This window comes from Embleya sp. L77, from assembly GCF_055557415.1.
In genome coordinates this window covers 4,156,920-4,170,395 of record NZ_CM145709.1, presented here as the reverse complement: position 1 = coordinate 4,170,395, position 13,476 = coordinate 4,156,920, and the positions used below count along the sequence as shown (strand labels likewise).

Below are 13,476 nucleotides of genomic sequence, written 5' to 3'. Positions count from 1 at the left end.
CCGGCCGCCGTTCGAGGCCCCCACAGGGCAGAATCCGTAGGTGTGAGCGAGTCTGGCGAATCTTTCAACGAGCGCATCCGCAAACGGTGGTCCAGGCGGGCCGCGGAGCGGCCGGGCGGGACCTTTGGGCCTGTTCCGGCCGATATGGGGGCCGACGCAACGCCTCCACCGTCCGACCAGGGCACCCCGGCGGGGCGAGCCCGACTGCTCTACGAGCGGGCCACCGAGGCCTATCGCGACGGGGATGTCGCAATGGTCGAACAATTGGCCGATCTCATCCCCGAGGGCCCCGAAAGTGAGCCCTATCGCACTTTCGCGCGGGTCCAGGCGCTGGAGGCGCACGCGGACGACGCCGCCGCGGCGGCGGTCGCCCGGGCCTATCTGGACCGCATCGGTCCGAGCCATCCCGCCTGGGACACCGGTCGCGCATTGTTCGGCGAGGTGATGGTGCAGGCGCTGATCATGGGCACGGTGCCGCTCGCGGACAACCTGGCCGCCGCCGAGGAGGCCCTGCGCAAGCCCGACGACTCCTACCGGCACCCGTCGGGCGCGACCATCCGCTTCGAGTCCGAGGACGACGAGCCGCTGCTGATGGTGCTGCACGGAAATGCGACGAAGGCGGTACGAGCCGCCAAACGCCTCGTCGGGACGGAAAAGCGGTCGTCTCGCGCCGGCCACGCCGACGCATTGTGCACGTTCGCCCTGTGTGTCTGCGCCGCGGGCGACATCACCGCCGCCCGCGCGGCGCTCGACGAAGCGGAGGGGATTCTTCCGGGCCGTCCGCGCATCGCCGCGACCCGCGCCCGGGTGGAATCCAGCCCGGCCGCCACATTGCGCTCGGAAGATCGTTAAACCTCGACTTTCCCGAGCCTCGCCGAGACGTTCGAACCCCGTTCGACCTGATCACCGGAATTCGATCTTGTTTATCGAAGATCGAATTCCGGTGATCTTTGTTTCGGTGATCATGTTTTTCCGATCTGTGACCCATCAGATCCACGAAACACTTTCCTTCGATTGATCGTTCGCGCCAGACTGCCGACGTTCCCACCTCGGGAATCAATGGCAAGTCCGCAACACCATCCCCATCCGCCGGCCCCCGACGACGTGGCGCCGGAAAAGCAGGAGGTGAGCGCGATCTTGACGACTCGGGCGCACGAGGACCTGGCCCAGGCCAGGCGCAGGCTCGACGATCTGGCACGCGCGGCGCGCGCGCTGCGCCGCACGCTCGGCGACACATACGGCGTTCGCAGACTCTGCGACGACGTGGAACGGGCCCGAACCAGTCTCGCCTTCCTGGCCGAGACGGTCGCCGAGAGCGAACCGACGGTCGCTCCCGTCCCGACGCCGGCCGAAGTGATGTCCGACCTGCCTTACGACCCGATCCTCTTCGCGGACGCGGACGACGAAGGTGTGGGCGGCATGCGTCCGCCCCGCCGAACAGGAAGGTGACGTCTTGGCTACAGGGACGACGGGACCCGCCGGCAGCACCGGCACCAACGCGCCCGGCCGGGCCCGGATCCAGGCCCGGCATCTGCGCACGGACCGCTGGTGGCTCTCGCCGGCGGTGACGGTGGCCATCCTGTCCGCGTTCATCGTCTACTCGACCTGGCGCGCGTTCGCGAACGACGACTACTTCGCCGAGCCGTACGTGTCGCCGTTCTACTCGCCGTGTCTGGCATCCAAGTGCGACAGCATGCCGATGAGCGCCAACGCGCCGCTGTTCGGCGACTGGTGGGGGTTGTCCCCGGCACTGCTGATCCTGATCTTCCCGCTGGGCTTCCGGCTGACCTGCTACTACTACCGCAAGGCCTACTACCGAGGGTTCTGGGCGTCGCCGTCGGCGTGCGCGGTCCCCGAGCCGCGCGGCAGGTACTCGGGCGAGACCCGGTTCCCGCTGATCATGCAGAACATCCACCGCTACTTCTTCTACTTCGCCGGCGTGGTGGCGGTGATCCTGTCCTGGGACGTGCTGATCGCGTTCCGCGACGAGCACGGCGCCTGGGGGCACATGGGGCTCGGCACCCTGGTGCTGCTCGCGAACGTGCTGCTGATCTGGGCGTACACGCTCTCCTGCCACTCGTGCCGGCACATCGTCGGCGGCAAGCTCAAGCACTTCTCCAAGCACCCGGTGCGCTACCGCCTCTGGGGCTACGTCAGCAGGCTCAACGGCCGACACATGGAACTGGCCTGGGCCTCGCTGTTCAGCGTCGCGCTGGCCGACCTGTACGTGTACCTGGTCGCGAGCAACGTCTTCGACGACCCCCGCTTCTTCTGAGCAACCGGCTCGCCCCGGGCCGCGAACCCTCCGCGCCTGCCCGACCCCGTACACCTGCCCAGCCCAGTACAGGAGTTGCCCTCGTGTCCGAAGTGGAACGTCATTCGTACGACGTGGTCGTGATCGGCGCGGGCGGCGCCGGATTGCGGGCCGCAATCGAGGCCCGCATGCGCGGCATGCGTACCGCCGTCGTCTGCAAGTCGCTGTTCGGCAAGGCCCATACGGTGATGGCCGAGGGCGGCATCGCCGCCTCGATGGGCAACGTGAACTCGCAGGACAGCTGGAAGGTGCACTTCCGCGACACGATGCGTGGCGGCAAGTTCCTCAACCACTGGCGGATGGCCGAACTGCATGCCAAGGAAGCACCCGACCGGGTCTGGGAGTTGGAGTCCTGGGGCGCGCTGTTCGACCGCACCGCGGACGGCCGGATCAGCCAGCGCAACTTCGGCGGCCACGAGTACCCGCGGCTGGCGCACGTCGGCGACCGCACCGGGTTGGAACTGATCCGCACCCTGCAGCAGCAGATCGTCGCCCTGCAACAGCAGGACGAGCGCGAGTTCGGCGACCCCGAGGCGCGGCTGAAGGTCTTTCAGGAGTGCACGATCACCCGCCTGTTGACCGTCCCGGACGCCGGTTCCGACACCGGCAACCGGATCACCGGCGCATTCGGCTACTGGCGCGAGTCGGGCCGCTTCACCGTCTTCGACGCACCGGCCGTCGTGCTCGCCACCGGCGGGATCGGCAAGGGCTTCAAGGTGACCTCGAACTCGTGGGAGTACACCGGCGACGGGCAGGCCCTCGCACTGCTCGCGGGGGCGCCGCTGATCAACATGGAGTTCGTCCAGTTCCACCCGACCGGCATGGTCTGGCCGCCGTCGGTGAAGGGCATCCTGGTCACCGAGTCGGTGCGCGGCGACGGCGGGGTGCTGCTCAACTCCGAGGGCAAGCGGTTCATGTTCGACTACATCCCGGACGTGTTCAAGGAGAAGTACGCCAAGTCCGAGGCCGAGGGCGATCGTTGGTACACCGACCAGGAGAACAACAAGCGCCCGCCCGAGCTGCTGCCCCGGGACGAGGTGGCGCGCGCGATCAACTCCGAGGTCAAGGCGGGCCGCGGCTCGCCGCACGGCGGGGTGTTCCTGACCGTGGTGGGCCGGATGGCGGGCGGCACCGACGAGATCCGCCGCAAACTGCCGTCGATGTACCACCAGTTCAAGGAACTGGCCGACGTGGACATCACCGCCGAGGCGATGGAGGTCGGGCCCACCTGTCACTACGTGATGGGCGGGATCGCGGTGGACCCGGACACCGCGGCGACGCCGGGCGTGCTCGGCCTGTACGCGGCCGGTGAGGTCGCCGGCGGCATGCACGGCAGCAATCGGCTCGGCGGCAACTCGCTGTCCGACCTGCTGGTGTTCGGCCGGCGCGCGGGCGAGCACGCGGCGCGCTACGCCGAGGGGATCGGCGAGGAGCGGCGCGAGGCCGCCCAGGCGCAGATCGACGCGGCCGCCGCCGAGGCACTGGCCCCGTTCGCGGTGGAGAGCGCGGAGAACCCGTACACGGTCCACCAGGAGCTCCAGCAGACCATGAACGACCTGGTCGGCATCATCCGCCGGGAGGGCGAGATGACCGAGGCGCTGACCCGCCTGGAGGAGCTCAAGGCGCGCGCGGCCAAGGCCGGCGTGGAAGGCCATCGGCAGTACAACCCGGGCTGGCACCTGGCCCTGGACCTGCGGAACATGCTGCTGGTCTGCGAGTGCGTGGCGCGTTCGGCGCTGGAACGCCGGGAGAGCCGGGGCGGGCACACCCGCGACGACTTCCCGGCGATGTCGGCCGAGTGGCGTCGGGTGGTGCTCGCGTGCTCGATCGTCGACCCGGACGCGGAACACCTGTCCGTGGCCCTGACCCGGAGTGAGGCCGTGCCGATGCGCGCCGACCTGCTCGAACTCTTCGAGCGCGACGAGCTGAAGAAGTATCTGACCGACGCAGAACTTCCCGGGGAGGACGGCTGATGTCCTACAAGGCGGACTTTCGCATCTGGCGCGGCGACGTCGACGGCGGCGAGCTGCGCGACTTCAAGGTCGAGGTGAACGAGGGCGAGGTCGTCCTCGACATCATCCACCGCCTCCAGGCCACCCAGGCCCCGGATCTCGCGGTGCGCTGGAACTGCAAGGCGGGCAAGTGCGGTTCGTGCAGCGCGGAGATCAACGGCCGACCCCGGCTGCTGTGCATGACCCGGATGAGCACGTTCACGCCGGAGGAGGTGGTCACGGTCACCCCGATGCGCACGTTCCCGGTGATCCGCGACCTGGTCACCGACGTGTCGTTCAACTACGCCAAGGCCCGGCAGGTGCCCTCGTTCACCCCGCCGGCGGACCTGAAGCCGGGCGAGTACCGGATGCAGCAGGTCGACGTCGAACGTTCGCAGGAGTTCCGCAAGTGCATCGAGTGCTTCCTGTGCCAGAACACCTGCCACGTCATCCGTGACTTCGAGGACAACAAGGCGGCCTTCTCCGGCCCGCGCTTCCTGATGCGGATCGCCGAGTTGGACATGCACCCCCTGGACGTCGCGGATCGGCAGAAGGCCGCCCAGGAGGAGCACGGCCTGGGGCTGTGCAACATCACCAAGTGTTGTACGGACGTGTGTCCCGAGAACATCCACATCACCGACAACGCGCTGATTCCGATGAAGGAGCGGGTGGCGGACCGCAAGTACGACCCGCTGGTGTGGCTGGGCAACAAGATCCGGCGGCGGGGGTCGGGGGACTGACGCGCCCTCCGCTCCGGGCCGAGCGTCGTCACCCGGGCCGGCCGGAAACAGCCGGTCGGCCCGGGCCGACGCGCGGCACACGCTCGACACGTCATCGCTTCGCCGGCTCGCCTCGGTCGTGCGAAGGCTCCTCGCCGGCCGGCAACGGCTACTCCGGCAGCGGCAGTTCGAACCAGACCGTCTTGCCGTGGCCGGATTTTCGGCTGCCCCAGCGTTCCGCGAGTTGGTTGACCAGTTGGAGGCCGCGGCCGCCCTCGTCGGTGTCCTCCGCCTCGCGCATCCGTGGCAGCGTGGTGCCCGCGTCGGCGACCTCGCACAGGAGTGCCCGACCGCGCAGCAGGCGGAGTCGGATCGGGCCGGCGCCGTACCGGAGTGCGTTCGTGACCAGTTCGCTGACCAGCAGCTCGGTGATGTCGATCAGGGCGTCCAGGCCCCACTCGGAGAGGGTCTTGCGGCCGAGTTCACGGGCGCGGGAGACCACGGCGGGTTCGGCCGGCAGCCACCAGGACGCCACCGAGTCCTCGGCGAGCGCGTCCAGGCGGGCCACGAGCAGGGCCACGTCGTCGAAGCCGGGCTCCTCGTGCACGTCGGCCAGGATCTTGTCGGCGACCTGCTCCAGCGTGCCCGGCGGCCCCGCCATCGCATCGCACAGCAGGTTGATGCCCACGTCGAGGGAGCGGTCCCGGGTCTCCACCAGGCCGTCGGTGTACAGCACCAGCGTGCTGCCCGACTCGACCGCGAAATCGCCCTGCTCGAAGCCGATGCCGCCCACCCCCAGGACCGTGCCGGGCGGGTTGTCGATCACGCGCGGTCGCCCGCCCGCCGGCACCAGCACCGGCGGCATGTGGCCCGCGCTGGCGAACTCGCAGGTGCGCGCCACCGGGTCGTAGACCACGTAGACACACGTCGCGTAGTGCAACTCGCCGAGCCCCACCACGATGTCGTCCAGGTGCCCGAGCACCTCGGCCGGCGGCAGTTCCAGACCTGCGAGCGTGCGCACGGCGGTGCGCAGCTGGCCCATCACCGCCGCCGCGTGCACACCGTGCCCCATCACGTCGCCGACCACGAGCCCGATCCGCCCGCCCGACAGCGGGATCACGTCGTACCAGTCGCCGCCCACCTCGGTCACCGAGCTGCCCGGCAGGTAACGGTGCGCGACCGAGATGCCCGGCAACTCCGGCAGGTTCTGCGGCAACAGGCTCCGCTGGAGCATCACCGCGGTCTCCCGCTGATGGTGGTACAGCCGTGCGTTGTCCACCGACACGGCCGCTCGCGCGCCCAGTTCGGTGGCGAGCGTGAGGTCGTCCGGGTCGAACGCCGGCCGGCCCTCGCCGCGCCCGAGCAACATCGTGCCGAGCACCACCCCGCGGGCGCTGAGCGGGACCACGATCATCGTGTGCAGGCCCAGCGCGCGGGCGGCCTCGGCCCGGCCCGGGTCGTGGATCAGCTCGTCGTACATGTCGTCCTGCACGTTGCGCATCAGGTACGAGCCGCCCGTGCGCAGGCAGCGGCCGAACGTCGAGTCGGCCGCGTAGATCAGCGTGCTGCCCTGGCGGAGCAGTTCGTCGGTGTACCGCCCCGGGCGCGCGCCGCGCGAGGCGACCCGTTGCAGCCGGGCCTTCTCGGCGTGCGCACCGGGCGGGATCTCCTCGCCCCGGACGATCGCCTCCAGCAGGTCCACGGCGGCCAGATCGGCGAAGCCGGGCACCACCGACGCGGTCAGCTCCTCGGCGATCCGGGGGATGTCCAAGGTGGCGCCGAGCCGGGTGCCGGCCTCGTTCAGCAGCGCCAGGCGCTTGCGCGCGGCGTCCACCTTGACCATCGCGTAGTGCCGCTCGGTCACGTCGATCAGCGAGCAACTGATGCCCAGGATCCGGCCGCCGGGCGCCTCCAGGCGGTTGTACGACATCGACCACACGGTGCGCGGGCTGCCGTCGGTGGGGATCGGGCCGAAGATCCGCGAGTCGACCACGGGCTCGCCGGTCTCCAGGACGCGCTGTTGGATCGTGCGCACCCGCTCGGTGTCCATCCCCGGACGGACCTCTTCGAGCCGGCGCCCGATGTGTTCCTCGGCGGGGATCCGGTTGATCGCGGCGAGCGCGTCGTTGACCGCGACGTAGCGCAGGTCGGCGTCGAAGATGCCCACCCCGATCGGCGACTGGTCGAACAGCGCCTCGCGGATCGCCAGATCGGCCTCGACCTTGCGCACCACCGTCGAATCCATCGAGGTGATCAGGACGTAGCGGTTCCCGGCCAGGTCCTCGGCGAAGGCCGCGCGCGACTCGACCGTGCACAGCGTGCCGTCGCCGCGGCGCATCGTGTACAGGCCGGCGAAGACGTCCGCGCCCGCGACCGCCTGCTGGGTGGCCGCCTCCTGCGCGGCGGTGAACGGCGGATGCACCAGATCGACCGCGCGGGCGCCGAGGATGTCCTCGCGCCGGTAGCCGAACAGCTGCTCGGCGGCGGCACTCCACATCACGATCCGGCCGTCGGCGTCGAGCACCCACGTGGCCGACGGGACGAGGTCGAACAGGGATCCGGGCGCCGAGGATCGCCGGGCAGGGTCCCCCGGATTCCGGTCGGCTTGTCGGCGCTGCTCCATGGACGGCGGATCCCTTTGTCGCTGCTACTCCGGACCGTTTTCCCGGTTGATCACGTTCTCAAGCCCGGCCCCCGGGTGCGGCCGCACCGACCCCGACGGCGCGGTCGGCTCCCGTGCGTCCCGTGCGTCGTGGCCGCCCAACTCGACGGCGACCAGTTCCGCCGCCGGGCGATCCGGGGCCAGCCAGGCCAGGTCGCACACCTCGTCCGGGCCCAGCCAGCGCAGCGCCGAGTGATCCTGGAGCGCCCGGGGCTCGCCCGCGACCAGGTCGGCGAGCCACACGTGCAGTACATACCCCCGGGCGAGCGGCCACGCCCCGGGCAGTCGGCGAACCGGTCGCACGGTCGCGCCGAGTTCCTCGCGGCACTCGCGCACCAGCGCGGCGGACTCGCTCTCGCCCGGTTCGACCTTGCCGCCGGGGAACTCCCAACCACCCGCCAACTCGGCCGGCGCGCTGCGGCACGCGGCCAGTACGCGCCCTCGGTGGAGGATCGCGGCGCCGACGACGATGCGGGTCCCGGTCATGGCGGACAACTCTACGTGCCGAGCGGTCGTCGCATGCGGCAACCTTTGACGGTTCGCGAACGTCTGAGTTCGGGGACATGCTTGCGAATTACACGTGTTTTCCGAAATGCACGGTCCCCGAGAACGCGTGTTTCCCGAAACGAACCGGATCCGGACCCGGATCGCCGAACGAGGTGGGGTGGCTGTGGCGGGATCCCGGTGCGCGGTCCTGCGGGTGGCCCGGATGCTCGCGGTGTTCGCCGCGGTCGCCGCGGTGCTCGCGGTGTTCGCGTTGGCCCGACTGACCGCCCGCCAGGCCGACCCGGCCGGCGCCGGGTCGGCCGCCGCGGACACCGGGTGCGACGGCCGGGACCGACAGGGCTGGGTGAGCGTCCCGGTGTCCTTCTCCGGCGAGACCTACCGGGTCCAGGCGTACGTGCCGCAGAGCTACGACGGCGCGGATCCGCGACCGCTGGTGCTCAACCTGCACGGCAGCAACAGCACCGGCACGGCGCAGATGGCGATCACCGGCATGGGCGCGTCCGCCGAGCGCCACGGCTTCGTGGTCGCGGTCCCGGAGGGCGGCCTGGGCTATCCGGGCTCGACCGGCGGGCGGGCCTGGAACATCCCCGGCGTGCCGCTGTACGGCGGACACCCGGCCGCGGTCGGCGGCCGCGACGAGGTCGGCTTCGTCGGCGCCACGCTGGACGCGCTGGACCGCTCGTTGTGCCTGGACGATCGGCGTGTGTACGCGACCGGGTTCTCCGGCGGCGCCCGGATGACCTCGCTGCTGGGCTGCACGCTCAGTCGGCGGATAGCGGCCATCGCCCCGGTCGCGGGTCTGCGTGCGGACGGCACCGACGGCGCCCGGCCGGCGCCGTGCCGACCGATCCGACCGATCCCGGTGCTGACCCTGCACGGCCTGGCCGACCAGGCCAACCCCTACGAGGGCGGGATCGCATCGCGCTGGACCTACCCGGTGACCGACGCGGTGCGGCGCTGGGCCGCGATCGACGATTGCCCGAGCACGCCGGTGCGTACGCGCGTGTCCCGGCACGTCGAGCGCACCGCGTACACCGGCTGTGCGGGCGGCGCGGCGGTGGTCCTGTACACGCAGTCCGACGCGGGGCACACCTGGCCGGGCGCGGCGGGCACCGAGGTGCGCGGGTTCGGCCGGATCAACCAGGAGGTCTCGGCCAATGAACTGATGTGGGCGTTCTTCTCCAAGTACCGGCTCTGACCTTCGCGCCGACGCACGCACCGCCGCACGCACCGCCGCCGAGTGCGGGCCCGTCGCCGCTCAGGGGGTCGGCCGCAACCGGTCGAAGCCGCGCATGATCGCGCGATGCGCGGGGCGCTCCACCAGCACCGTGAGCAGCCAGCCGAGCAGCACCGCCAGTACACCCAGCGCGAGCAGCTGACCCGTCGCGCCCACGCCGTGGTCCTGGAGCCGGCGCATCACCACGTAGCCGATCGACTGGTGCACCAGATACATCGCGTACGTGATGCCCGCCGTCCACTGCGCGAGCCGGGCCACCCACGCGGGCAGGAACCGGTCCCAGTCCGGGCCCAGCGCCGCGACGCAGATCGCCCCGATGCCCAGCACCAGCCCGACCGTCCAGGACGGGTGCCGGGTCTGGCACAGGTGGACGAACGCGCACGCGCCGAGCAGGAACACCGCGTGCGGGCCGCGGATCCGGCGGCGCGACCACAACTGCACGGCGATGCCGGCCACGAACAGGTGCACGCGGTACAGCCCGAACCCGTCGTAGAGGGTGCGGAACGCCTCCGACTGCAGGTGCAACCGGACCGGTAGCAGGACCAGTTCGAGGCACACCACCAGCCACAGCGTGCGCACCGTCGCGTCGCCGTGCACCCGACGTGCGCGCCACAGCGCGAAGATCGCGGTGAACCACAACAGTTGCAGCGGAATCGTCCAATAGGCCGCGTCCACATAGGTGTACGACTGCGGTTTCCAGTTCCACAACATGGCCAGATTGGCGAGCACGTCGTGCAGGCTCGGCGCGTACCACCCCGGCGGTGCGCACAGCCGCAGGAACAGCGAGGTGCCCAGTACGCCGACGAAGAAGGCGGGCAACATGCGCGCCATCCGGCCCACCCACCAGCGGACCACGTCGCCCCTGCGCAGCGAGACCGCGGCGAAGTAGCCGGAGACCACCAGGAGCAGGCTCGCGCCCAATTGGTACGGAAAGACGAACGGGCGGGCGACCAGTTCGGGGTGCCACTGCCGGGCCAGGTAGGTGCCGTGGAACAGCAGCACCAGCGCCACGAACGCCACCCGCAGGAGGTCCCAGCTGACCCGGCGCCGCTTCGCGGGCTCCGATCGGGGGGAGGTGTCGTTTCCGGGCCGTTCCGCTGAGCTGAAGGGCATCCGACGTCTTCCCGTGGACGGCGTGGGCGGGCCGGGTCCGGTCCGGGACGTCTCGGTGGCCTTGACGGATCGGACCCGGGAGGCGCGACACTTCGCGGGCCGGCTCCGACAAAGGACCCTATTACGTGCGCTATGCCGCGCGATGCCGGGTGGATCACCCGGGAGCGCCCGTACGATGGATCCATGTCGTCAACCAGCCGCGTCCTGCTCGCCGCCCCCCGGGGGTACTGCGCGGGCGTCGACCGAGCCGTCGAGACCGTCGAGAAGGCCCTCGATCTGTACGGTGCGCCGGTGTACGTGCGCAAGCAGATCGTGCACAACAAATACGTCGTCGAGACGCTGGAGAAGCGCGGCGCGATCTTCGTGGACGAGACGGCGGAGGTGCCCGAGGGCGCCACGGTCGTCTTCTCCGCCCACGGTGTGGCTCCCGTGGTGCACGAGGAGGCGGCAGCCCGCTCGCTGCGCACGATCGACGCCACGTGCCCGCTCGTGACCAAGGTGCACAAGGAGGCCGTGCGCTTCGCCGAGGAGGGCTACGACATCCTCCTGATCGGCCACGAGGGCCACGAGGAGGTGATCGGCACCGCCGGTGAGGCGCCCGATCACATCCACCTGGTGGACGGCCCCGAGGGCGTCGCGAACGTCGAGGTGCGCGACCCGTCGAAGGTGGCCTGGCTCTCCCAGACCACGCTGTCCGTGGACGAGACCGTCGCCACGGTCAAGGAGCTGCGCAAGAAGCTCCCGCTGCTGATGGACCCGCCGAGCGACGACATCTGCTACGCGACGCAGAACCGCCAGGTCGCGGTGAAGCAGATCGCCGCCGAGTCCGACCTGGTGATCGTGGTCGGCTCGACCAACTCGTCCAACTCGGTGCGCCTGGTCGAGGTCGCGCTGGAGGCGGGCGCCCGGGCGTCGTACCTGGTCGACTACGCGGAAGAGCTGAAGGACGAGTGGCTGGAGGGGGTCGGCACGGTCGGCGTCACCTCCGGCGCGTCGGTGCCCGAGGTGCTCGTGGACGGCGTGCTCGCGTGGCTGGCCGAGCGCGGCTTCGCCGACGTGCACATCCACCGGTCGGTCGAGGAACGGCTGCAGTTCGCGCTGCCGCAGGAGCTGCGCCGGGATCTGCGCAACGCCTGAGCGGCGGGCGGCCCGGAGTCGGTTCGGCTCCGGAGCCGAAGCCGGAGTCGGGTGGGTCGTCGCGGGATCGTCGCGGGATCGAAGAACCGAAGAGTCGTGCCGCGGGGCCCGTCCGAGCGATCGGACGGGCCCCGCGGCGTCGTGGGCGGGGCGCGCCCGGATCAGAGGCGGTCGGCCGCTCGGCGCTTGACCAGGACGACGACGCCGGCCAGGGCCGTACCGCCCCACAGCAGGCCGGCCTTGAAGGACAGCGCGGTGATCAGGTCCAGGCCCACCCGGGAGAGATAGGTCTCCTGGGTGTCGGCGCCCAGGAACGTGCTCACGAGCACGACGGTCGCGGCGAACGCGATCGGGGGCGTGATGATCGCGGCGATCCAGTCCTGGGGGCGCACCTTCCAGGCCACGAACACCGAGCTGAGCAGGAAGGCGAACCCGAACACGAAGCCGAGTTCGTCGGTCGCCAGGTGATCGACGAGGCCGCCGAGCAGCGTGCCGCCGAAGCCGAACACGGCCGCGCCCGCGGCGGTGAGGCTGCCGCCGGACATCCGCGACCCGCCCGGGGCACCGTTCGCCCGGCGCGGTGGGGCGGGCCGACGCGGTCGGGCCTGTGCTCGGGCCGGGTGGCTCCCGTTCCGGCCCCGGGGCAACTCGCGGCCGGCCGCCGGCGTCGCGGGCGGCGGGGTGGACGGGTCGGGTCGACGGCGCACGGCCTCACCTCGTCCCGGTGCCGGCACGGGAGGCCGTTTCGGTGGGTTCCGGGTCGGTACGGGACGCGCTCCCGCTCGGCTGCGCTGTTCCATCCACACACGGTATTGCCGCATCACGGTCAAACCCGTCCAAGAACACGAAAAACCTCACCCCGCCTGTGTCGAACCGTCCGCCCGGTCGCCGCTCACCTCGTCCTCGACCGATCCGTTCCTGCCCCGATTCCTCGGGGTTCACCAGGGAGGACGCTTGTTCGGGCGGGATTGGTGGCGGTTTCGGGCGAGCAATTCCGGCCGACGGACGCGCGGGGTCACCGGGGTCGGGGCGGGCACGGCGGTCGTGGCGGTTCGGACGGGGCTGGTCCGGGCCGGCGTCCGAGGCCGAGGCCGGGTCGAGGGTCCGGTCCGGCCCTGCGGGCCGGAGGTCACACCTGGGCGCCGCTTTCCACCATCTCCACCGTGCGGACCACCTCGTCGGTGCTCTCGACTTGGACCGCAATGCCGCGGGACGCCGCGTACCAACGCAGGTCCACGGCCAGATAGGGCAACATCCCCTTGTCCAGGAAGTTGATCGTGTGCTGCTTCCGGCCACCGGCGCGCATCCCGCAGCGCACGACCGCGTAGCAGGGCGTGTCCCCGCCGTTGACCTTGAGCTTGACCTCGACCGCGGAGATCTCCTCCCACCGCAGGCCGCGGGTACGGAACAGGCCGTGGAAGACCAGTCCGTTGGGCCCGATCGACAACTTGCGGTACTGGTAGAGCGCGAAGCCGAGGAGGACGAAGAGGGCGAGCCCGCCGTAGAGCGCGAAGGCCACGACGATGGGCAGCCCGAGGCCGGCCACGTCGAACAGGCCGAGCGCGACCGGGACGAACGCGGTGAGCAACAGGATCCGCATCGGCTTGGACTCCCACAGGACGCCGTCCATCAGCTGCCTGCGGTTGTGGCTGGTGTTCGAGGTGCGGCTCATCGATGTCCCCGTCGTTGAGTGGCCGTCGTACGAAACCAGGGATGCTACTGGCCACAGGCCACCACCTACACTTTCCGCAGGCGCTTGTATGTCCGCAGCGCGCCACATCGATCGCCGAGAAGCC

Annotated in this window: 12 protein-coding genes; 7 read left to right on the top strand and 5 right to left on the bottom strand. The window is 70.7% G+C overall.

What is annotated here, in order from left to right:
- Positions 1-42 precede the first annotated feature (42 nt).
- The 5 genes from ACZOOI_RS17875 to ACZOOI_RS17855 all read left to right on the top strand — a co-directional run bounded on the left by ACZOOI_RS17875 (position 43) and on the right by ACZOOI_RS17855 (position 5,045).
- Positions 43-852, top strand: coding sequence for a hypothetical protein (locus ACZOOI_RS17875; RefSeq protein ID WP_465276814.1), 810 nt, complete (start codon positions 43-45; stop codon positions 850-852).
- A 273-nt stretch (positions 853-1,125) separates the two neighbouring features.
- On the top strand, positions 1,126-1,449 hold the full coding sequence (locus ACZOOI_RS17870) for a hypothetical protein (RefSeq protein ID WP_465276813.1): 324 nt from the start codon (positions 1,126-1,128) through the stop codon (positions 1,447-1,449).
- A 4-nt stretch (positions 1,450-1,453) separates the two neighbouring features.
- Positions 1,454-2,275, top strand: a complete 822-nt coding sequence (locus tag ACZOOI_RS17865; RefSeq protein ID WP_465276812.1) for a hypothetical protein — start codon at positions 1,454-1,456, stop codon at positions 2,273-2,275.
- An 83-nt stretch (positions 2,276-2,358) separates the two neighbouring features.
- Positions 2,359-4,287, top strand: coding sequence for a fumarate reductase/succinate dehydrogenase flavoprotein subunit (locus ACZOOI_RS17860; RefSeq protein WP_465276811.1), 1,929 nt, complete (start codon positions 2,359-2,361; stop codon positions 4,285-4,287).
- Positions 4,287-5,045, top strand: a complete 759-nt coding sequence (locus ACZOOI_RS17855; protein WP_391586742.1) for a succinate dehydrogenase/fumarate reductase iron-sulfur subunit — start codon at positions 4,287-4,289, stop codon at positions 5,043-5,045. Before ACZOOI_RS17860 ends, ACZOOI_RS17855 begins: the two co-directional genes overlap by 1 nt.
- Before the next feature lie 148 nt (positions 5,046-5,193).
- On the opposite strand, the gene ACZOOI_RS17850 is transcribed toward ACZOOI_RS17855, so the two are convergent.
- Entirely contained in the window at positions 5,194-7,647 is a 2,454-nt protein-coding gene (locus ACZOOI_RS17850) for a SpoIIE family protein phosphatase (RefSeq protein ID WP_465276810.1), read from the bottom strand.
- A gap of 24 nt (positions 7,648-7,671) precedes the next feature.
- Positions 7,672-8,172: a (deoxy)nucleoside triphosphate pyrophosphohydrolase gene (locus tag ACZOOI_RS17845; RefSeq protein WP_465276809.1), complete on the bottom strand. Its 501-nt coding sequence runs from the start codon at positions 8,170-8,172 to the stop codon at positions 7,672-7,674.
- A 184-nt stretch (positions 8,173-8,356) separates the two neighbouring features.
- On the opposite strand from ACZOOI_RS17845, the gene ACZOOI_RS17840 reads away from it, so the two are divergent.
- Complete coding sequence (locus ACZOOI_RS17840; RefSeq protein WP_465276808.1) at positions 8,357-9,391, top strand: CE1 family esterase; 1,035 nt, start codon at positions 8,357-8,359, stop codon at positions 9,389-9,391.
- A gap of 60 nt (positions 9,392-9,451) precedes the next feature.
- Here ACZOOI_RS17840 and ACZOOI_RS17835 read toward each other — a convergent pair whose 3' ends face one another.
- Positions 9,452-10,543 (bottom strand): acyltransferase family protein, encoded by a 1,092-nt coding sequence (locus ACZOOI_RS17835; RefSeq protein WP_465276807.1) that lies wholly within the window; start codon positions 10,541-10,543, stop codon positions 9,452-9,454.
- Positions 10,544-10,726: 183 nt separating this feature from the next.
- On the opposite strand from ACZOOI_RS17835, the gene ACZOOI_RS17830 reads away from it, so the two are divergent.
- Positions 10,727-11,680 carry a 4-hydroxy-3-methylbut-2-enyl diphosphate reductase gene (locus ACZOOI_RS17830; protein ID WP_465276806.1) on the top strand — a complete coding sequence of 318 codons (954 nt, stop codon included), beginning with the start codon at positions 10,727-10,729 and terminating at the stop codon, positions 11,678-11,680.
- A 161-nt stretch (positions 11,681-11,841) separates the two neighbouring features.
- Here ACZOOI_RS17830 and ACZOOI_RS17825 read toward each other — a convergent pair whose 3' ends face one another.
- The gene (locus ACZOOI_RS17825; RefSeq protein WP_465276805.1) at positions 11,842-12,225 is read right to left on the bottom strand and encodes a DUF6542 domain-containing protein; all 384 of its coding nucleotides are present in this window, start codon (positions 12,223-12,225) and stop codon (positions 11,842-11,844) included.
- Between the two features lie 584 nt (positions 12,226-12,809).
- On the bottom strand, positions 12,810-13,352 hold the full coding sequence (locus tag ACZOOI_RS17820) for a hypothetical protein (protein ID WP_465276804.1): 543 nt from the start codon (positions 13,350-13,352) through the stop codon (positions 12,810-12,812).
- Positions 13,353-13,476 lie beyond the last annotated feature (124 nt).

Coding starts and splice junctions, on each gene's coding strand:
- ACZOOI_RS17830 (WP_465276806.1), top strand. CDS start 10,727: ATGTCGTCAACCAGCCGCGTCCTGCTCGCCGCCCCCCGGGGGTACTGC.
- ACZOOI_RS17855 (WP_391586742.1), top strand. CDS start 4,287: ATGTCCTACAAGGCGGACTTTCGCATCTGGCGCGGCGACGTCGACGGC.
- ACZOOI_RS17850 (WP_465276810.1), bottom strand. CDS start 7,647: ATGGAGCAGCGCCGACAAGCCGACCGGAATCCGGGGGACCCTGCCCGG.
- ACZOOI_RS17825 (WP_465276805.1), bottom strand. CDS start 12,225: ATGTCCGGCGGCAGCCTCACCGCCGCGGGCGCGGCCGTGTTCGGCTTC.
- ACZOOI_RS17845 (WP_465276809.1), bottom strand. CDS start 8,172: ATGACCGGGACCCGCATCGTCGTCGGCGCCGCGATCCTCCACCGAGGG.
- ACZOOI_RS17820 (WP_465276804.1), bottom strand. CDS start 13,352: ATGAGCCGCACCTCGAACACCAGCCACAACCGCAGGCAGCTGATGGAC.
- ACZOOI_RS17835 (WP_465276807.1), bottom strand. CDS start 10,543: ATGCCCTTCAGCTCAGCGGAACGGCCCGGAAACGACACCTCCCCCCGA.